General features: G+C 64.7%; 18 protein-coding genes. 12 read left to right on the top strand and 6 right to left on the bottom strand.

Features of this window, described 5'->3' with window-relative positions; translation table 11 throughout:
- Positions 1 to 84: 84 nt before the first annotated feature.
- The 4 genes from KNJ79_RS22530 to KNJ79_RS14640 are packed head-to-tail and all read left to right on the top strand — an operon-like array spanning position 85 to position 3,493.
- The gene (locus KNJ79_RS22530; RefSeq protein ID WP_394357127.1) at positions 85 to 684 is read left to right on the top strand and encodes an Arm DNA-binding domain-containing protein; all 600 of its coding nucleotides are present in this window, start codon (positions 85 to 87) and stop codon (positions 682 to 684) included.
- Positions 602 to 2,845 carry an ATP-binding protein gene (locus KNJ79_RS14650; RefSeq protein ID WP_317151636.1) on the top strand — a complete coding sequence of 748 codons (2,244 nt, stop codon included), beginning with the start codon at positions 602 to 604 and terminating at the stop codon, positions 2,843 to 2,845. The genes KNJ79_RS22530 and KNJ79_RS14650 overlap by 83 nt, the downstream gene beginning before the upstream one ends.
- Complete coding sequence (locus tag KNJ79_RS14645; RefSeq protein WP_317151635.1) at positions 2,842 to 3,222, top strand: response regulator; 381 nt, start codon at positions 2,842 to 2,844, stop codon at positions 3,220 to 3,222. Before KNJ79_RS14650 ends, KNJ79_RS14645 begins: the two co-directional genes overlap by 4 nt.
- Positions 3,215 to 3,493, top strand: coding sequence for an Hpt domain-containing protein (locus tag KNJ79_RS14640; RefSeq protein WP_317151634.1), 279 nt, complete (start codon positions 3,215 to 3,217; stop codon positions 3,491 to 3,493). The genes KNJ79_RS14645 and KNJ79_RS14640 overlap by 8 nt, the downstream gene beginning before the upstream one ends.
- On the opposite strand, the gene KNJ79_RS14635 is transcribed toward KNJ79_RS14640, so the two are convergent.
- From KNJ79_RS14635 to KNJ79_RS14620, 4 genes are read right to left on the bottom strand one after another with little or no spacing between them, the layout of a single operon-like run.
- Entirely contained in the window at positions 3,481 to 4,899 is a 1,419-nt protein-coding gene (locus KNJ79_RS14635; RefSeq protein ID WP_317151633.1) for a glycosyltransferase family 2 protein, read from the bottom strand. The two genes, KNJ79_RS14640 and KNJ79_RS14635, sit on opposite strands and share 13 nt — an antisense overlap.
- Positions 4,896 to 5,930, bottom strand: coding sequence for a HEAT repeat domain-containing protein (locus tag KNJ79_RS14630; protein ID WP_317151632.1), 1,035 nt, complete (start codon positions 5,928 to 5,930; stop codon positions 4,896 to 4,898). Before KNJ79_RS14630 ends, KNJ79_RS14635 begins: the two co-directional genes overlap by 4 nt.
- 2 nt (positions 5,931 to 5,932) lie before the next feature.
- The gene (locus KNJ79_RS14625; RefSeq protein ID WP_317151631.1) at positions 5,933 to 7,027 is read right to left on the bottom strand and encodes a YaiO family outer membrane beta-barrel protein; all 1,095 of its coding nucleotides are present in this window, start codon (positions 7,025 to 7,027) and stop codon (positions 5,933 to 5,935) included.
- On the bottom strand, positions 7,024 to 7,395 hold the full coding sequence (locus KNJ79_RS14620; protein ID WP_317151630.1) for a response regulator transcription factor: 372 nt from the start codon (positions 7,393 to 7,395) through the stop codon (positions 7,024 to 7,026). The genes KNJ79_RS14625 and KNJ79_RS14620 overlap by 4 nt, the downstream gene beginning before the upstream one ends.
- Before the next feature lie 273 nt (positions 7,396 to 7,668).
- Between KNJ79_RS14620 and KNJ79_RS14615 the strand changes: the two genes are divergently transcribed.
- The 3 genes from KNJ79_RS14615 to KNJ79_RS14605 are packed head-to-tail and all read left to right on the top strand — an operon-like array spanning position 7,669 to position 9,069.
- Positions 7,669 to 7,953 (top strand): serine hydrolase domain-containing protein, encoded by a 285-nt coding sequence (locus tag KNJ79_RS14615; RefSeq protein ID WP_317151629.1) that lies wholly within the window; start codon positions 7,669 to 7,671, stop codon positions 7,951 to 7,953.
- Between the two features lie 29 nt (positions 7,954 to 7,982).
- On the top strand, positions 7,983 to 8,357 hold the full coding sequence (locus KNJ79_RS14610; protein WP_089214991.1) for an MbcA/ParS/Xre antitoxin family protein: 375 nt from the start codon (positions 7,983 to 7,985) through the stop codon (positions 8,355 to 8,357).
- Positions 8,329 to 9,069 carry an RES family NAD+ phosphorylase gene (locus KNJ79_RS14605; RefSeq protein WP_317151628.1) on the top strand — a complete coding sequence of 247 codons (741 nt, stop codon included), beginning with the start codon at positions 8,329 to 8,331 and terminating at the stop codon, positions 9,067 to 9,069. Before KNJ79_RS14610 ends, KNJ79_RS14605 begins: the two co-directional genes overlap by 29 nt.
- 136 nt (positions 9,070 to 9,205) lie before the next feature.
- Here KNJ79_RS14605 and KNJ79_RS14600 read toward each other — a convergent pair whose 3' ends face one another.
- Both KNJ79_RS14600 and KNJ79_RS14595 read right to left on the bottom strand, forming a co-directional pair.
- A complete protein-coding gene (locus KNJ79_RS14600) occupies positions 9,206 to 10,567 on the bottom strand; it encodes an amidohydrolase (protein WP_317151627.1) in 1,362 nt (453 codons plus the stop codon).
- A gap of 68 nt (positions 10,568 to 10,635) precedes the next feature.
- Positions 10,636 to 11,220: a TetR/AcrR family transcriptional regulator gene (locus KNJ79_RS14595; protein WP_141133920.1), complete on the bottom strand. Its 585-nt coding sequence runs from the start codon at positions 11,218 to 11,220 to the stop codon at positions 10,636 to 10,638.
- A gap of 297 nt (positions 11,221 to 11,517) precedes the next feature.
- Between KNJ79_RS14595 and KNJ79_RS14590 the strand changes: the two genes are divergently transcribed.
- The 5 genes from KNJ79_RS14590 (at position 11,518) to KNJ79_RS14570 (ending at position 19,434) form a co-directional block, all read left to right on the top strand.
- Positions 11,518 to 14,418 (top strand): TonB-dependent receptor domain-containing protein, encoded by a 2,901-nt coding sequence (locus tag KNJ79_RS14590; RefSeq protein WP_317153929.1) that lies wholly within the window; start codon positions 11,518 to 11,520, stop codon positions 14,416 to 14,418.
- A gap of 20 nt (positions 14,419 to 14,438) precedes the next feature.
- Entirely contained in the window at positions 14,439 to 15,641 is a 1,203-nt protein-coding gene (locus tag KNJ79_RS14585) for an alpha/beta fold hydrolase (protein ID WP_317151626.1), read from the top strand.
- Between the two features lie 140 nt (positions 15,642 to 15,781).
- Positions 15,782 to 16,255: a MarR family winged helix-turn-helix transcriptional regulator gene (locus KNJ79_RS14580; protein ID WP_317151625.1), complete on the top strand. Its 474-nt coding sequence runs from the start codon at positions 15,782 to 15,784 to the stop codon at positions 16,253 to 16,255.
- 79 nt (positions 16,256 to 16,334) lie between these two features.
- Positions 16,335 to 17,609, top strand: a complete 1,275-nt coding sequence (locus KNJ79_RS14575; protein ID WP_317151624.1) for an acyl-CoA dehydrogenase family protein — start codon at positions 16,335 to 16,337, stop codon at positions 17,607 to 17,609.
- 103 nt (positions 17,610 to 17,712) lie between these two features.
- Positions 17,713 to 19,434 (top strand): sulfatase-like hydrolase/transferase, encoded by a 1,722-nt coding sequence (locus tag KNJ79_RS14570; RefSeq protein ID WP_317151623.1) that lies wholly within the window; start codon positions 17,713 to 17,715, stop codon positions 19,432 to 19,434.
- Positions 19,435 to 19,448 lie beyond the last annotated feature (14 nt).

The following is a 19,448-nucleotide window of genomic DNA, read 5'->3' as shown; positions in this document are numbered from 1 at the left end:
ACTGTTGGGGGGAATGTGGGGGTAAATTTTTCGACCCTTAAAATCTGGCTTCCGAGTGTGGGGGCAAAAAAGTAGGTTAACCCTATGACAAAGCTCACGGCTTTGGCGGTCAAGGCGGGATTGGCAAATCCCGGCACCTACCAGGACGGGGACGGGCTCTTCCTGAAGGTCGACAAACGGGGTGGGGCTTATTGGCTTTTGCGCCCGCAACGTGATGGCAAGCGTCATGACATCGGCCTGGGCAGCGCCAAATTGCTGCCGCTCAGCGCCGGCATTGCCCGCCCGCTCGCCGAACCGCTCGGTCATCCAGTTCTGAACCTCCGCTCGCGCCATGCGACGCATCGGCGGGTGAGCGCTTCGTCGCTTTCCGCGCGCGAGATTTCGACCGCCAAGCTCACCGGAAGGAGCCCGGTCTCGACGGCGGCAAGCAGTCGTTCCTCGCCCCGGTCGAGCAGTGTTAGGACGAGACCGACCCACGACACCGGTGCGCTTGATTTATATCACCCCAGACCGGCAATGCATATGTCAGCGTTAGCGATATTCGCGCCAAAAGCTGCCAGACCGCAACCGGCCAATTCCCATCGCGGCTTCCGGATCGGCGGTGTTTCTGGCGCGTCGTGGTATCATGGCGTGCAGTCGACGAAAGGGCATGGTATCTATTCGACCTTGCAGTTGGCGATTTGATTTAGAACGGATTTCCATGTCGGGTTGGCATCGCGCTATCATCGCGAACGGTCTGCTTGCCGGCACATGCGCCGCGGCGCTTCTAATCCTTCTTTTCCTCGCAATCGACATCAACAGGGGCTTCGAGGAGAATGCGCGTCTGCGGCAGGACGTCTCCGACTCCTACGACGCTAGAGCCGCGTTGCAGGCGGTCCTGAACCGGCATCTGGATATCGAACTTGGCCAGCGTGGCTATGTCATCACGGGGGACACCCGGTTTCTGCAGCCCTATCTGAATGCTGAGGAAAGCATCGACGCGAATCTCGATGCCTTCGCCAAGCGCGCGGGCAGGGGGCAGGCGGCGCTGGTTACCGAGCTTCGCCGGGAGTCGGCCGAAAAGCGGCGTTTCGTTTCGCGAACGATCGGCGAAGTGGAAGCCGGGGAGCGCGTCGCTGCTATCAGTCTGATCGCCGGCGGCGCGGGCAAAGCGTCGATGGACCGGATTCGCGCACTAGTGGCGCAGATATCGGAAGCCGAGCGCGAGCGCCTTCGAGAACGCACCGCGATCGCGGACGCCGCGCGCCAATCTCTCCGCCAGCGCACCGTCGTCTTGTTGGTCGGCCTAATATTCCTGCTTGCCCTTTCAACTGTTCTGATCGCGCGCAGCCAGGCGGCGCGAAACAAGGCTTATCGCCGCGCGCAGGATCTCGCGGCCCGGCAGGAGGCGATTTTCGACAGCGCGAAGGACGGCATGATCGTCCTGAATCCGAGCGGCAGCATCGAAAGCCTGAATCCGGCCGCGGCAGCGATGTTCGGCGTAACGCAGGAATCGCTTCTTCGCCGCGACATCGGCTCGCTGTTCGAGATCGCGCCTGATCGCGGCCAGATCGAAACCTTCCTTCGCCGCCTCTCCGCGAACCGGAAAGCAAATCCCGGGCAAATTCAGGAATTCATCGGGCGCCGAAGCGACGGAACCAGCTTTCCGCTCGAAGTTTCCGTCAGTCCGGTTGACCTCATGGATGCAACACTGTTTCTCGCGGTGATCCGCGACATCAGCGAGCGGCGCGAGGTCGAGCAGATGAAAAGCGAATTCGTGGCGACCGTAAGTCACGAACTGCGGACCCCGCTGACGTCGATCGCCGGATCGCTCGGGCTGATCAGCGGCGGCGCGGCCGGCGAGGTGCCGCCGAAGATTGGACGCCTCGTCGAGATCGCGCACAGCAATGCCGCGCGGCTCGTACGGCTGATCAACGATATCCTCGATATCGAGAAGATCGAGGCGGGACGAATGCCGTTCGACATCCGGCCCCTGGCGCTCGGTCCGATCCTCGACGAGGCGATGCATCAGATGGCGGGATTCGCGCGCGAGTATGACGTGTCCATTCACATCGAGCCTCTGGCCTCGGACACAGCGGTATTCGCCGACGAGGATCGGCTGATGCAGGTCGTGTCGAACCTCCTCTCCAACGCGATCAAATTTTCGCCGCGCGGAGAGACAGTGAAAGTCCGGGTGACTGCGCTGGACCGGCGCAGCCGCATCAGCATAATCGATCGCGGCGCCGGCATTCCGGAGGCTTTCCGGAGCCGGATTTTCGGAAAGTTCGCGCAGGCCGACGCCTCGGACTCGCGGCAAAAGGGCGGCACGGGCCTGGGCCTCAGCATTGTGCGTGAAATCGTCGTCCGGCTTGGCGGTTCGGTCAGCTTCGAAAGTGAGGAGGGCAAGGGGACGGTCTTCCACGTCGATCTGCCGACGGCTGAACTCCCGGGCGCGGCGCCAAAGAAAAACGGCGGTCAGACCAACGCGCACGATGCGTCGCTGCCGACCATTCTCCATGTCGATGACGATCCCGATATGCTGACCGTCGTCGCCGGCATGTTCGAGGACAAGGCACAGGTCCATTCGACCCCCAGCGTGGCGGAAGCGCGCGGGCTCGTGCGGCGTCATCGTTATGACGGCGCAATCCTCGATGTCGGGTTGCTCGACGGCTGCGGGACCGATCTCGCCATACCGTTGCGCAAGCAATCGGGCGCGATCCCGATCATCCTTTTTACGGCGCAAGAGGTCGACGCGGCGGAGGAAATCGACCTCGTACTGGTCAAATCGAGGGCTAGCCTCGATCTTCTGGTTCGCGAGATGCTCGAACGGATCGGCGCCGCGAGTGACCTGGAGAAAGACCGATGAGCATACGGATCCTCTACATCGACGATGAAGCGGACATTCGGGAAATCGCTCAGATGGCGCTGGAGCTCGATCCGGATTTCGCGGTCGAAACCCGCGGATCGGGCCGCGAAGGTATCGCCGCCGCGCGCGACTGGGACCCCGCGCTCATTCTGCTCGACGTGATGATGCCCGAACTCGATGGGCCGACCGTGCTCGGCTTGTTGAGAGAGGATCCCATGACCGCCGGTATTCCGGTCGTTTTCATCACCGCCCGTACGCAGGCGCAGGAAGTCGCCCATTTGCGCGCGCTCGGCGCCTGCGGGGTGATTGCCAAACCGTTCGATCCGATGGCGCTGGCAGGTCAGGTGCGGGATTTCCTAGATGAACGGAATGGATGAACGCCTCGCCGCCTTGGGCGCGCGATTCGTGGAACAAGCGATAGAAAGCGCCGATGCCATTGAAGCGTGCCTTGCGCGCCGCGCGTGGGCGGAGCTGGCGATACCCTGCCACAGTCTTGCAGGACGCGCCGGAATGTTCGGCCACGCCCCGATCGGCGACGCGGCCCGCGCGGTGGAGGAAGCGATCGACGATCAGGCCTCGCCGGGCGAAATCGAACGTCTTGCCACGGAATTGCTCGATTGCCTGAATGGACTGCGTCAGGATCGCTGAAAGCCCTTGCGGACCATGTCTCCCCAGCCTTGTTTCTTGCGCAGAAACTGCCACCAGCCACGCAGCCGCCAGAAATTGTTGAGCTGCCGGTAGCCGAAATTTTCAAGCACGGCGAGGGCGGTCAGAATTACCAGGTCGCGCGCGCGCGGCAGACGGCGCAGTTGCACTTCCTCGAGGATGAGCGTCGCGACGCTGATGAAGACTCCGAAGGTGAAAATGACCGCCAGAAACGCCAGCAGATAGTCGAACGAAATGAGTCCGAGCATCCACAGCGGCGGCACGAGCAGATAGCCCGCCACCTCGACGATCGGGCCGATGACGTCGACGACCCACACTTGTCCGAAGCCGACCAGGCCGATCCGACCGTAGCGGGGATTGAGGAACATGTCCCTGTGTGTCCGGAAGGTTTCGAGCGATCCGCGTTGCCAGCGTGCGCGCTGATTGCCGAGTATGCTCGCCGTCTCGGGCGCCTCGGTCCAGCTGACCGGCTCCGGGATATAGACGATCCGGTACGGGCGCTTCAAGTCGCGCATCCGGCGATGGAGCTTGACCACGAGTTCCATATCCTCGCCCACCGTGTCCGCGCTGAAGCCGCCGACATCGATCATGCTGTTGCGTCGAAAGAGACCGAACGCGCCGGAGATTATCAAGAGCGCTTGCATCTCGCTCAGTCCGAGCCGCGCCATCAGGAAAGCGCGCAGATATTCGAGGACCTGCATCAGGGCGAAGAAGTTGCGGGGCAGGCGTGCCTCGACCACGCGTCCCCCTTCGACGCGGCAGCCGTTGGCGATGCGGATCGTTCCCCCAACGGCGACCGTGCGCGCCGGATCGTCGATAAAGGGGCGCACGGCCCGCATCAGCGCGTCAGGCTCGAGCAGCGTGTCCGCGTCGATCACGCATACGAGCGGCGTCCGGGCGACATTGATGCCGGCATTCATCGCATCGGCTTTGCCGCCATTCTGCTTGTCGACGAGGAACAGGCGCGGCCGATCGGGCGCTGCGTAGAGGCCGCGGATCGGCTGATGCGCAAGCGCGCGATCGTGATAGCGCGCGACGGGCCGCATCGAATAATGGTCGATCAGGGTCTGGAGCGTCGCATCCTTCGACCCGTCGTTGACGACAATGACTTCAAAATCGGGATAATGGAGCGCGAGCAGGGCCTCGACACTCTCGATGATGGTGAGTTCCTCGTTATAGGCAGGGGCGACGATGGCGATCGAAGGTGCGATATCGCCAAAGCGGTCCCACAAGGCGCTGGTCGAGGCGTAGGCCGGCCGGCGATGGAGCGCGAGCGCAGCGAAGAGCAGCTGGACGATGTAGAATAATATCTGGATGAGTCCGCACGCGATCACGAACAACGTCACGATCTCGGCCGCGCGAAACAACCAGTCCGGAATGTCGGTCATGGTGCGAGCCCCCGTTCCGCCAGCATTGTTCCGGCCGCCTCGCGGGCTAGTTCGCTGCCCGATGCCGCGGCTTCCCGCAGGCGGGCGATGCCGGCGTCGCCGAGCTGGAGCAAAGCCTCGGCCGATCGGAAGCGCACCCACCATTCCGGCGCGTCGAGCAGGCCCGCCAACTGATCGGCGCTTTCGAGGAGCGCAATCCGGCCTGCCGCGCCAGCAGCGGCAACGCGTGCGGGCATTGAGCTGCTGGCAAGACCGGCAAGCACGGCCTCGCGTGCGGCAGGGTGCCCGATACGTCCCAAGGCATGCAAATAGCGGGGCAATTCTTCGCTATCGTGGGGCGCGCGAAGGCCGAGTTCGACGATGGCGGGGACGAGGCGATAATCGCCGGAGACGGCCAGCGCCTCAATCGCGGCAAGGCGGACGGAGAGCGGCAGGTCGTTATCGAGCACCAAGGCTTGTACCTCGTCGGGCGCCTCATTGGCATAATGCCGGAACAGACTGATCGTCAGGAGCGAGGATCGATCGTCCCGCAGCCCGAGGCGGGCGACCAACTCGTCGAGCCCGGGGCGGTCATCGCCACGTCCCAGTGCCAAAGCCGCCGCGAGCCGGATTTCGTCGTCGCGGTCGCCGAGCGTGTCCAGTAAGGCCTCGCGGGATAAGGCATCGTCGAACAGGGCAAGCCCCTGGACCGCAATCATGCGCCGCCGCCGCGAGAACGACCGAAGCTGACGCCTCAGCCGATCCGGCACGCCGAGTTCTGCCGCCTTCCCGATAAATTGTGTCCGCTCGGCGCCGCGGACGAGCTGGATAAGGTCGAGGGTCAATTGCGTCACGACGGAATCCGCGATGCCTTCAATTCCCGCGTCCGATCCGGTGGAAGTTTCGAGCAGAAGAGGAGCGAGCCGCCGTCGCGCGGCGAGCAGTCGCTCGCCTCGCCAGGTCGAGACAGCGCGAAGAAGGACCAGCAGCGACATCAAGGCGAGGGCCGCGCTGGCGAGCAGCAACGAAAGGTCCCAGATCAACCGCAACATTGTCAGAAGCGCAGCCCGAAACCCACCGTCAGCTGGGTCCGGTCCGCTCCCGTCGCACGGTCGTCGTGCGCGATCGCCAGCCGAAACGAATGGCGGCGTCCGAGGTCGAGCGATACGCCGCCGAATAGGCTCCGGACATCGACGACGACACCCTCATCGGTATCGGGAGCATCGCTGTAGCCGGCGAAGAGGCGTAGCGCTTCGCTGGCCTGGACATCGCCGCGCACGAAGTAGCCTGAGCGGTGCGTGCCCCGTTCGTCGAACAGGTTGATCCAGCGGCCTGTAAGCCAGAAGCGCCCGCCGAGATATTGTTCGATGCCGGGGCTCAGGCTTTGTACATCGCCGGTCACGAAACGCGCCTGCCGGCCGTCGAGCGTCAGGACCGTTGCGTTGAGACCACCGTTGACGCGAAGCGAGCCGCCCAGCCCGAGTTGCCATTTGGGCCGAAAATCGGCATCCGGCGTTCCCCCCAGCGTCGCGTACAGCCGGGCGGCGTCCGACAGGCGATAATCGATTTGTGCTTCGCCATAGACGTCGTCCCTGTCGAAGCGGCGGGCATATTCGACCCGGGCGCCGATAGCGGCCCGGCCTTCGGATCGGCGGAGCTGAAAAGCAAGCTCGCGCCAGTCGGGTTGCGGACCGTCAATCCAGCTATACGCGGCGTCCACATCGATTTTCCAGCGCGGATCGGAAGGCGCGTCGGCAAGCTGGCGGCGGAGCTCGGCGATCTCCGCATTTTGCACACCCGCCGCATCCAGCGCGCGAAGCGCCGCGGCGTTATCGCCCCGCCGCTGCGCAATCCTGGCGAGGCCGACATGCGCGTCGGTATAGCCGGGCGCGACGGCGAGCGCGGCCCGGAATGCGGCCTCCGCTGCATCCAGCTCGCCCAAAGCCATACGTGCAAGCCCCAGTTGGACCTGTGCGTCGCTGTTGTGGGGATCGGCTGCGACCAACGGTTCGAGCAAGTCTGCGGCGCGGGCAGCATCGCCGGCAAGCCGGGCTTGTACGGCGAGCTCATAGTCGGTGGGCGCGGAATTCTGTGCCTGTACGGTCGTCGCGCAGCTAAGCGCCAAGGCAAACAAGCAGGTGCGGATCATCTGCGTGTCGTCATCAAGCGGTTCAGGCGGCTCATCAGTTCCTCCGGAATGAACGGTTTCACCAGATAATCGTCGGCGCCAAGATCGAGCGCGCCGACGATGTCCCGCTCCTGGCGCCGCGCGGTCAGCATGATAACCGGAATATCGGCCGTGGCCGGATCCGCCTTCAATCGTCGCAATACCTGCTGGCCGTCGAGTACGGGCATCATCATGTCGAGTACGATGGCATCCGGATCGCATTCCGATGCCTGCCTGACAGCCGCGCCGCCGTCTCCGGCTACGACGACGTGGTAGCCGCGGGCTCCAAGCCGATGCGTGAGGAGTTCCACCAACAGCTCATCATCGTCGCATACCAAAATCGTCTGCATCGTCTACGAACGTCTCCATTTTTCTCCTTAGCTCAATACTGTAGCTCTCGACTCGTTGCACCCGTATGGAGGTGTATTTGCGCCGATTGGACACATAATAGAGACCGTGGGCTTGGTGGTGCCCCGTTTCTGTCTCCAACTGGCACCGTTCGGCGACGGCCGCAATTAGAACCACCGAACGTTTCGACGGACTGTCGCACGCGACATCGGGACGAGCCAAAGACCCTAAGTGTTTGGTCGACGACCAAGGGCGTCGCGGCGATCTGCTTTGCGATGCTGGCGAGCCGCGGTTTCATCGACTACAACCAGCCCGTCGCCAATTATTGGCCGGAGTTTGCGGCACACGGGAAGGCTGCCGTCACGGTCGCGATGCTTTTGTCGCATCAGGCGGGGCATATTGGCTTCTGCGGCTGCAACTATGCGCGTCAATGGCTCGCCGGTTTCGAAAACCACGCCTTTCGGGAACCGGGCGGTGGCACGGCTTGGCGGCGACGGGCATCTTGTGCTGGACGGGAGGCATCTACTCTTGTGAAACCCTCGTTCCGTTACTATGAATGATATTTCTATCATTTGTTCAGGAGAATGATATGGCCACACAATATGCTTCCGCCGTCGATCAGGGGCGGGTGCTTTCGGAAGCTGTCGCCCGCGTGGCCGCCTGCTGGAAGTTCACAAACGAGCAGTTGGGTCTGGTGCTCGGCATTTCGGCCGCCACGGCCTCGCGGCTTCGTTCGGGCAGCTATCGGCTCGAAAGGCCTGACAAGGCCTTCGAACTCGGCCAGTTTCTCGTGCGGTTGTTCCGTAGCCTCGACGCGCTGATGGGCAGCGACGATGCAGCCTCAATGTCCTGGCTAAAGGCCGAAAATCTCGATCTGGGCGGTCGTCCGATCGATCTCATTCGAACGATCCGCGGCCTCGGCGACGTCGCCGACTATGTCGATGACTATCGCGCCAGAGTCTGATCGCACGCCCAAGGCCGAGACGTTTCGCGACTATCGCGGCAAGCTCTGGCGGATCGTCGAGGCGCAGCACCGGATCTCGACGAACCGTCTCGCGTCGGGCGCCGACGATCAGGCGTTGCTCGAACAACTCGTCGAAGAGGTGAAGCCGGTACAGCCCGTCGCCGCACGGCATCTCCATTACCTGCTCGCGACGCCGTTTCGCTACGGACACAAGAGCAGTTCGCGCTTTCGCAAGGCCGGGGAAAAGCCCGGCATCTTCTATGCGGCCGAAACGGTCGCGACCGCGCTCGCCGAGACCGCATACTGGCGGCTGCGCTTCTATTCGCGCTCGCCGGGCTTCCAGCCGCCGGCCTCTATCGTCGAGCATACGGCGATCAGCGTGACGGTCGCGATCGAACGGCTGCTCGATCTTTGCGCGCCGCCCTATGATGCAGCGAAGGCGCTGTGGATGGACCCCGGCGATTATTCGGCCTGCCAGGCTTTCGCGGCCGAAGCCCGGACCATCGGCACCCAGGCGATCCGCTACGCATCGGTGCGCGATCCAGAGCACCGCGCCAATGTCGCGCTTTTCGATCCGGCGGTCTTTCAAGGCCCTGTACCCAAAAATGCGCAGACGTGGCATTTCCGGTTCGAGCGCGGCGAAATGACCGCCTATGCGGCCTTTCCTTCGCGCGAGCGCTTTGCGTTCCGGAACGAGGATTTCGGCCTGTAACGGAAAGCCGCAGCCATCCCGGCGCCGGGACCGACGCCAATCGCTTCGAGCACAAGGCGAACAGCAGGTCCACGAGGCGCCTTTGCGGCGTTTCGAACCATCGGCGGGCTTCCTTCGAAGCCCGCCGATGGTCCGGCTATTTCTCTTGCTCGTTGCCTGCCATCGCCATCAGGACCGACAGTGCCAGCGTTTCGGCCCCGCGTTTGATCGTCGGTTCGGGCACCGGGGCGAAATAGGGCGAGTGGTTGACCGGCAGCGGCTTTCCGTCCGCCTTGCAGCGGGCAATCATCGCGGGGTCATAGCCGCCGATCGCGTAAAAGATCGAGGGCACGCCGGCGTCGATGAACTCGGAGAAATCCTCGCTGGCGTTGCCGCCGGCCTCGCTCGCGGGCACGAACAGAACGTCCTTGCCAAAGGCGGTCTTCAGGACCGCCGCCGACCGCGCCGAAAGCGCTGCGTCATTGTGGACCGCATTGGTGCCGTTGGGATGTTCGATCGTGGGCGCAGGGGCATGCGCCATCTCGGCAACCGCGCGCGCGGTGCGCTCCACGCCCTCGACGAGCAATTTGCGCGTCGCATCGTCGTGCGAGCGCAGCGTCAGCTTCAGATCGGCGTGATCGGGGATGATGTTGTTCACCGTTCCGGCGACGAAGCTGCCGACGGTGATGACGCCGAACGCCTTGGGGTCCTTTTCGCGGCTGATGATCGACTGGACGTCGGTGACGAAGCGGCTGCCCATCATCACGGGGTCGATGCTCTTGTCGGGCATTGATCCGTGCGCGCCGACGCCGTGGAAGGTGATGTGGATCGCGTCGGAGGCCGAGCTGACGACGCCGTCCTTCACCAGCACCGTTCCGACCGGCATCGGCGCGACATGCGCGGCAAAGCCGAAATCGGGCTTGGGCCAGCGGGTGAACAGGCCGTCGGCGATCATCGCTTCGGCGCCGCTGACCGTCTCTTCGGACGGCTGGCCGATGAACATCAGCGTGCCGTGCCATTGATCCTTCATCGCGACGAGCGCGGCGGCGGTGCCGACCCACCAGGCCATATGGCTGTCGTGGCCGCAGCTGTGCGCGACATAGCTGAGTTCGCCGTTCACCTCCTGCTGCGCGCGGCTGGCATAGGGCAGGCCGGTCTTTTCCTCCATCGGCAGCGCATCGAGTTCGGTACGCACGAGCACGGTCGGGCCATCGCCATTCCTGTAGATCGCGACGATGCCGGTCTTGCCGACCTTTTCGGTGACCGTGAAGCCGAGCTTGCGCATCTCGCCGGCCAGCAGCGCCGCGGTCCGCGTCTCCTGAAAGCCGACCTCGGGATGCGCGTGAAGATCCTTGTAGAGCGCGTCGAGATGCGGATATTGCCGGTCGAGCGTCGCGTTGATCCGCGCTTTCGCTGCGGCGACGTCGAAGGCGGCGGGCGGCGCGCCGTCCGGCGCCTGGGCGAGCGCCGGCAGGGCGATCAGCGCGGTGGTCAGCGTCAGCAGCTTCCTGTGCATCATTCTCATGTCCTTCTTGCTGGGAACGGGGCGCCGGCTCGGAAAACCATCGGCGCGGGTCGGCCGCCGGATTATCGCAGCGCTACGGTGACAAGGCGGTCGAGGAAATCGTCGGCGAGCGGCCGGCCGGCGAGATAGCCCTGGTCGATCGCGGCGGTCAGCGTGAAGAGAATCTCGAACGGGCCGAGAACGGGTTCGATCCGCTGTTCCTTCAGCGCGCGCTCGAGCGTCGCGACGTTGGACCGGCGGCGCGCCCGCTGCGCCTCCATGATCGGTGCGATAAGCGCCGGTTCGCGGCGCCGCGCTTCGTAGATCGCGGGCAGGCAGACGCTGACGACGGGATCGTCATAGCGGTTGCGCACGCTGGTCGCGAACGCCAGCAAATCGGCTTTCGCATCGCCGGTGTCGACAAGCAGCGCATCATGGAAGCGGTCGTTGAAGGCGTCGACCAGCGCCGCGACCGCGGACGGCCAGCGGCGATAGAAGGTCGGGCGCGGAACCCCGGCGCGCTGGCATATGCGGTTGACCGACAGCCCGGCAAAGCCTTCCTCGCCCAGCAGCGCGACGGCGCTGAGCTTGATGCGCTCGTCGAGATCGGCCTGCCGCGGCCGCCCGACCGCCGTTTCCTTTTCATCGCCCAAGATAATGACGTCCATCTTGCCCCGTTCCTCATGCCCCAACGGGTCGCCGCATGCGACAGCAAATAAATACGATACAAATATGTATCGAAATATGATGCAGGGTCAAGCGTTTCGACCTCGACGCGATCGCCGCGCGGTTCGCGGGGGCCGCCAGGCGGCGATTGACAGGCGAACCCATTTTGCGCCAAGGGCCTATTTCGATGCATGATTGTATCGTAATTTTAAGGGGCGACGACAGATAATGAGGCGGCGCTTCGGGCCGATCGTCCGCGTCGCCGCCGCGCCAGGGCAAAAGGGGAAGATTTCTTGAAAATGTTGGACAATCGCAAGCTGACGCTCGCCATTTCGGCCTCGGTCATTTCGCTTTTGAGCGCGCCGGCATCGGCGCAGGACGAATCGGACGGCGAAGCCGCCGCAGCAGCGCCGGCGCAGGAGATCGTCGTCACCGGATCGCGCATTTCGCGGCGTGACTTCGAGGCGTCGAGTCCGATCGTCACGCTGGGCAGCGACGCGGTGTCCGCGACCGGCAGCGTCACGCTCGAAGGCGCGCTCAACCAGCTTCCCCAGTTCACAGCCGATTCGACCGCCTTTTCGAACGATCTCAATTCGACGGGACAGGCGACGCTCAACCTGCGCGGCCTCGGCGCTCAGCGCAATCTCGTGCTGCTCGACGGGCGGCGCCTGCAGCCCTCCAATTCGAGCCAGGTCATCGACATCAACACCTTGCCGACGATCCTGATCGGCGGGACCGAGATCATCAGCGGCGGCGCCTCCGCCGTTTATGGATCGGATGCGATTTCGGGCGTGGTCAATTTCAAGCTGCGCCAGATCGACGGCGTTGAAATTTCGGGGCAGAACACGATCACGAGCCGGGGCGACGGCGGCATTCGCGAAATATCACTCGGCGCGGGCACGCGCTTCGCCGACGGTCGCGGGCGGGTGACGGCGGGGGTCTCCTACACCGACCGTGACGCAATCAACGTCAATTCGCGCGCCTTTTTCCGCGAGAACCGCGGTGTATCGAGCACCATCCCGCTAGGTCTCTTCACCCCCGGCGCCAACGCCCCCGACCAGGCGGCGGTCGATGCCGCCTTTGCCGCCTATGGCGTCGCGCCGGGCTCGGTTCCGGCTAGTTCGTCGATCGGTATCAATCCCGACGGCACGCTCTTTTCGACCGGACGCGGCGTCTATAATTATCGCGATGATGTCCCCTATGTGCTGAACACCGGGACCGCGCTGCTCGCAACGCCGCAGCTCACCTATTCGCAAATCCCGCTCGAGCGTATTTCAACCTTCGGCCGCGCGACCTTTGAAGCGTCGGACAGTCTGACGCTGTTCGTGCAGGGCCTTTATACCGACTATACGTCGACGACGATCGCCGACGCCGCGCCCAACGCCGGGCTGTGGACGATGCGCGTTCCGGTCACGAGCCCCTTCATCCCCGACGCGCTGCGCCCGCTGATCGACGCGCGCGCCAATCCGGCGGCGCCGGTCGTGGTGACCAAGCGCTACAGTGAAGTGGGGCCGCGCCGCACCGATCACGAAGCGACGACCTGGCAGCTGCTCGGCGGCGCGTCGGGCAAGTTCGGCGACAGCGGCATCAGCTGGGAGCTTTACGGTTCGACCGGCAAGAGCGTCGTCGACGATATTGCGAACGGGTCGGTCTTTACCGACCGCGTGCAGACGCTCGTGTCGGCGGCCGACGGCGGCGCGTCGATCTGCGCAGGCGGCTATGATCCGTTCAGCGCGACCAATTCACCCGAATGCGTCGCCTATATCAGCGGGGTGACGCGCAACCGCACCGAAACGAAGCAGGACGTGGTCGAACTCAATATCCAGGGCGGGCTGGCGCAGCTTCCCGCAGGCGAAATGCGCTTCGCGGTCGGCGCGGGCTATCGCCGCAACGAGTTCAGCTTCGATCCCGACGCGCAACAGGTGACGGGCAATGTCGTCGCGATCGCGCGCACGTCGCCGACCGCGGGTTCGACCCGCGCGATCGAGGGCTATGCCGAACTGCTCGTCCCGGTGCTGCACGACATGTTCGCGGTGCAGGACCTGACCCTCGACTTCGCCTATCGCTATTCGGACTATAAGCAGAGCGGCGGGGTCTCGACTTACAAGGTCGACGTCGACTGGACCGTGACCGACGGGGTGCGGCTGCGCGGCGGCTATCAGCGCGCGATCCGCGCGCCCAATGTCGGCGAGCTTTATACCGCGACCACCGGCCTCTATCCGACGATCGGTCTGATCGCGAACGGCGGCGGCGACCCGTGTGATATCCGCAGCAGCTTCCGTACCGGCAGCAACGGCGGCGACGTGCGCGACATCTGCGTCGCGCAGGGGATGCCCGACGCGATCGCCGACGTCTACGTCAACAATGTCGCGCAGGTCGCCGCCTATCTGTCGGGCAACGAAAATCTGAAACCCGAAAAGGCCGACACCTATACGATCGGCGCGGTGCTTTCGCCGCGCGCGGCTTCGCCCTGGCTCTCGGGTTTTCGGGCGTCGGTCGACTATTATAATATCGCGATCGACGATGCGATCGCGGTGATCCCGGTGTCGGTCTCGCTCAACAAATGCTTCAATGGCGACGGCAGCAATCCGGGCTATGACGCCGCGAATTTCTATTGCGCGCTGATCGGTCGCGATGCGGGGACCGGGGGCATCACCAATGCGCTCCAGCCCTATCTGAACCTCGGCGGCTATCGCACCGCGGGGGTCGACATCCAGCTCGACTGGTCGGTGCGCCTCGCCGACGTCGGGCTCGGCGACGGATCGGGACGCTTCGGCATTTCGTCGGTGATCAACTATCTCGACAAGTTCGAGATCCAGAACCTGCCGGGTTCGCCCTTCCAGGATTTCGCCGACACGATCGGATCGGGCACCACCCTGCCGCGCTGGCGTTCGACTACGTCGTTCACCTACGGCACCGACAGCTTCAACGCGTTGCTGCGCTGGCGTCATATCGGCGCGATGGACGATGCGTCGATGGTCACCAACGCCGCGAGCACGACGCCGGGCGTGAAAGCCTATGACTATTTCGACCTGTCGCTGCGCGTCGATCCCGCCGAGCGCTTCAGCGTGCGGTTCGGGGTCAACAATCTGTTCGACAAGACGCCCCCCGTCGTCAGCGGGGTTCCCGGAACCACCGATGCGGGCACCTATGATGTGCTCGGCCGGACCTACTATCTGTCGGCGACGGCGCGCTTCTGAGGCACGGGATGAAGGAGAGGATGATGGCGAACCGGTTGCGATCTGCTGCGATGCTCGCGGCATTCGGGCTGTTGGCGGTGCCGTTCGCGGTATCCGCGCAGACGGTGCTGGCGGCGGAGACGACCGCCGCCGCGCCGGGCCGGCTGCTCGATGCGCGGCCGCTCGCGCCCGAACTCGGCCTCGAAGAGGCCGGGCGGGCGCTGGCGATCCGCTATGGTTCGACCGACGGCGTGGCGGGGCAGGGCGCGATCGAGGTGACCGGTGCGCTCTTCCTGCCGCAGGGCGCCCCGCCGAAAGGCGGCTGGCCGCTCGTCGCTTGGGCGCATGGCACCGTCGGCATCGGCGACGATTGCGCGCCGTCGCGCAACGTCCGTTCGCTGCGCGACCGCACCTATCTCAATCATTGGCTCGCTGAAGGCTATGCGGTCGTCGCGACCGACTATCAGGGACTCGGCTCGCCGGGACCGCATCCCTATCTCGACAGCCGCGCCGCCGCCTATTCGACGCTCGATGCGGTCCGTGCGGTGCAGGGGGGCGGCTTCGGCCTGTCGGGCAAGGTGTTGGTCGTCGGCCAGTCGCAGGGCGCGGGCGCGGCCTTCGCCACGGCGGGCTATGCCCCCGACTATGCGCCCGATGTCGATGTTCGCGGGACGATAGCGACCGGCATCCCGAACCTCACGGCGGCGGCCTCGGCCGGAACCGACCCCGACGCGGCCGACAAGGTCGACCGGATCATCGCCTATCTGCTTTATATCGCCTCGGCAGCGCAGCAGATCGACCCGAAATACGACCCGGCGGCCGTCCTGACCGATCGCGCGATGCCCGCTTTCGCCGAGGCGGCCGACACCTGCGTGGTCGATATGTTCAAGGCGGTGGTCGATGCCGGGCTGACGCGTGCGAACAGCTTCAAGGGCGATTTCTGGCGCTATTATGCGCCGGTGCTGAAACATGCCGGCTATCCGACGCTCAAGATCACTACCCCGGTGTTCATCGGCACAGGAAGCGAGGATGTCGATACCCCCGCGCCGATGCAGCGAGCCCTCGTCGAAAGCGCCTGCGCCGCCGGTTCGACGATCGAGGCGCATGTCTATCCCGGGCTCGACCATTCGGCGACGCTCAATCGCTCCTTTGCGGACTCGCGAATATTCGCGCGCCAGGCGATCGCGGGCAAGCCTGTCGCCGCTACCTGTTCGCCGGCCGGGGCGGTTCGCGGCGATCACTGAACTTCGGGGCGGCCATCGCATTCGGCAGGAAGCTGTGCCGGCCGCCCTTTGCCTTCGCCGCAGGTTGCCCTGACGGCCGCGGACGTATTATGCCGCTGACCTGGTCTGCCGAAGGTCCGTCGATGCACAGTCCCTATCTGATGATGAATCTGCTAAGCGCGCTCTATTGGTTCGACGAGGCGCTCCAGGCCGCGCTCAGGGAGGCGGGCATTCCCAATGTGACGCGCGCGCAGTCGATGCTGATCGCGAATATCTCGGCCGGCGAGCACCGCGCGACGCGGATTGCGCGCAATCTGGGGGTGACGCGCCAGGCGATCAGCCTGATGCTCGGCGAACTCGAAGCGCGCGGCATCGTCGAAATCGTGCCCGACCCCGACGACCGCCGGGCGCGTATCGTGCGCTTCGCCGAGGAGGCGAACGAGACGCGGCGCGCGGCGTCGAAAATCCTTCACTACCTCGAGCTCAAGCTCGTCGAGCGCATCGGCCTGCCGGCCTATCACGGCCTTCGCGACGCGATGCGGATGGACTGGGGCGATCCGCCCGCCGTGCCGCCCGAGGTGATCGTGGACGCCGAAGCCGACCAACCGACCGGGCACGCCGCCGACCAGTTTTAGTCAAGTTTCTTGACATAATTAGACCTCTTACTATTCTTGTCTCGACAGGCCGATTCGGGCCGGCTGGGAGAGACGAGGCATGAATATAGCGGTTCAGACGCGTCGGGCGGACGAAGAGGCGTTCGCCGACCGGCGCATTCCCAAGGAGAAGGACTGGCTGTCGCGCGAGGAGCTCGCGGCGCTGACTCCCGAGGAGCTGGTGCGGCGGACCACTGCGCTCAAGCCGCTCGTCGCGGCGCATGCCGCCGAGTGCGAGGCGCTGCGGCGCCCGGTCGACGCGGTGTGGAACGCGATCCGCAAGACCGGGGTCTTCTATCACTTCGTGCCCAGGCGCTATGGCGGGCTCGAATTCGACATCGACAGCTTCATCGACGCGATGCTGCCGATCGCCGAGGGCTGCGCCTCGACCGGCTGGGTTACCGCCTTTTGCGTCGAGCATAACTGGATGCTCGCGCAATTCCCCGAAACGCTGCAGGACGAAACCTTCGGCGGCGATTTTCCCTACATCATCGCGCCGGGTGCGACCAATCCCCCCGGCGTCGCGCAGCCGGTCGACGGCGGCTACCGGCTGACCGGGCGCTGGAAATGGGGCACGGGCATCATGCACGCCGACTGGGTGATGATCACCGGCATGATCCCGGGGGAAAATCCGCCGCGCCAGCTGTTCCTGGCGGTGCCGGCGGGCGAGGTCGAGGTTCTCGATACCTGGCACGTCGACGGGATGATCGGGACGGGCAGCAACGACATTCGCTGCGAGGATGTCTTCGTCCCAGAGCATCGCGTGATGGACATGGGCGAGATGCGCATGGGCTGCGCACCTGGCGCGACGATCCACGCACACAATCCGATTTACCGGATGCCGATGACGCCGTTCCTCGCCATCACCGCCGCGATCGCGGCGGTCGGCGTTGCACGGTCGGCGGTCGAGAATTTCCGCGAGCGCATCGGTGTGCGCACGATGCTGGGCACGACGGTCAAGCAGGTCGAAAAGGCGTCGGCGCACATGCGGCTAGGCGAGGCGGCGGCGAAGACACAGACCGCTGAAATGATCCTGCGCGACGTCGGGCGCCGCAACGTCGCGCTCACCGAAGCGGCGGGTACGGGGCTGGTGAGCAATGAGGACCGTATCGCGCTGCGCGCGCAGGTCGCGCTCGCGATGGATCTCTGCCGCGACGCGGTGCGCCTGCTCGTCGAAGGCGCGGGGTCGAGTGCGCACATGCTGTCGAGCCCGCTGCAGCGCGCGATGCGCGACATCAACGTGATGGCGAGCCACGTCGTTTACGACTTCGATGCCGCGACCGAATTGCTCGGCCGCTCGCTGATCGGGCTGCCGCCGAACACGCCCGTGTTCTGATCGCGGCGAAATAATACGCAAGATGCTTGACAAAAAAATAGATGCGAGCATTATCTTAGTATACTAAGAAGATGCATCGGTCCGGCTTTTGGGAGGCGCGAAGATGCGGGAGAGAATGGAAATGGACCGGCGGACCTTGCTCGCCGGGGGCTCGGCCGCCATCGTCGCGGCGCCGGCCGCGTCTGCCGAGGCCGCCGTACCGGCGCCGGCAAAGCCGCGGAGGCGGCGAGGGCGGCCGAATATCCTGCTGATCGTCAACGACCAGGAGCGCGCACTCGCCGACATTCCCGCGTCGCTGCCGCTTCCAGCGCACGACTGGCTGCGCGAACGGGGCCTGTCGTTCGACCGTTTCCATGTGAACACGACGCCTTGCGGGCCGTCGCGATCGAGCATCTACACGGGGTTGCACACCCAGCATACCGGCGTCTATGCCAACCCCAATTCGCCGCCCTATCCCGAACTCAGTCCCGCCATCCCGACGATCGGCACGATGCTGCGACAGGCGGGCTATCGCACGACCTACAAGGGCAAATGGCATCTTTCGAACATCAACAAGGGGCTGAACTTCCGCGGGGTCGCCGGGGGCATCTTTCCCAATACGGTCGACGTTCTCGAACCCTTCGGTTTCGGCCAGTATAATTTCGACGGCGAGCGCGTCGGGCTGACGTGGGAGGGCTTCATCAACGACGGCGTGACCGCTGCCGAAGCGGTCGGCCAGCTCCGCGCCTATGCCAACGACGGCGAGGATGCGCCGTGGTTCATGGCGGTCAATTTCGTCAATCCGCACGACATCATGTTCTATGATGCGACGGGCGAGGGCGAAGCGACGCGGATGCGCCCCAACCTCGTCGCGCCGCTGCTGCCTGCGCCCGGCGACCCGGTTTACGACCGCGACTGGGGTTTCGATCTGCCGCGCAGCTTCTACGCCGACGACCTGTCGCGCAAGCCGCGCGCGCACGCCGCGATCAACGCGAGCGAATATGCCTTTTACGGCAAGATGCCGCACGGCGACGAGGCGGTGTGGCGCCGCAACCTCAACTATTATCTGAACTGCGTCCGCGACGCCGACCGCCATATGAAGACGGTGCTCGACGCGCTCGCGGCGTCGGGCGAGCTCGACAATACGATCATCCTCTTCACGTCCGATCATGGCGAACGCGCGGGCGCGCACGGGATGCGGCAAAAGGGCGGGACGATCTACAAGGAGGATGTCGGCGTGCCGCTGATCGTCGTCCATCCCGACCTGCCGGGCGGACGGACGACGCAGGCGCTGGGCAGTTCGGTCGACCTCGTGCCGACGATCCTGGCGCTGGCGGGGGTTTCGGACGCCGAGCGGCGCGAGCGGCATCCGGCGCTCGTCGGGCACGATCTGTCGGCGGCGATCGCAATGCCGACGGTGCGCACCGGGCGCGACGCGGCGGGGATATTGTTCAACTATGCCGTGCGCTATGGCTGGAACGCGCCCGACGTCGCGCCGGGCGTGACCGAGGCGAAGCCGCTCGCCGAAAACGACCTGATGTTGCGCCGCCTGCATCGCGGCGTTCACGACGGGCGCTACAAGTTCGCGCGCTATTTCGCGCCGGCGCAGCACCATGTGCCGCGGCGCTGGGAAGACTTGGTCGCTTATAACGACCTCGAACTCTACGACACTGCGACCGACCCCGACGAGATCGACAATCTCGCGTGGCGGCCGGACGCGCACAAGATGCTGATCGAGCGCCTGAATGCCCAGATCAATGCGCTCGTTGCAGACGAAATCGGTGAAGATAATGGCGCCGAATATCCGGGTCCGGCTTCGCAATACAGGACATTGAAGCTGACCTGATCCATCCAGTTGGG

The organism is Sphingopyxis indica (genome assembly GCF_032879645.1).
In the GTDB taxonomy this organism is placed as follows: Bacteria; Pseudomonadota; Alphaproteobacteria; order Sphingomonadales; family Sphingomonadaceae; genus Sphingopyxis; species Sphingopyxis indica.
This window is presented reverse-complemented; position numbering and strand designations above follow the sequence as displayed.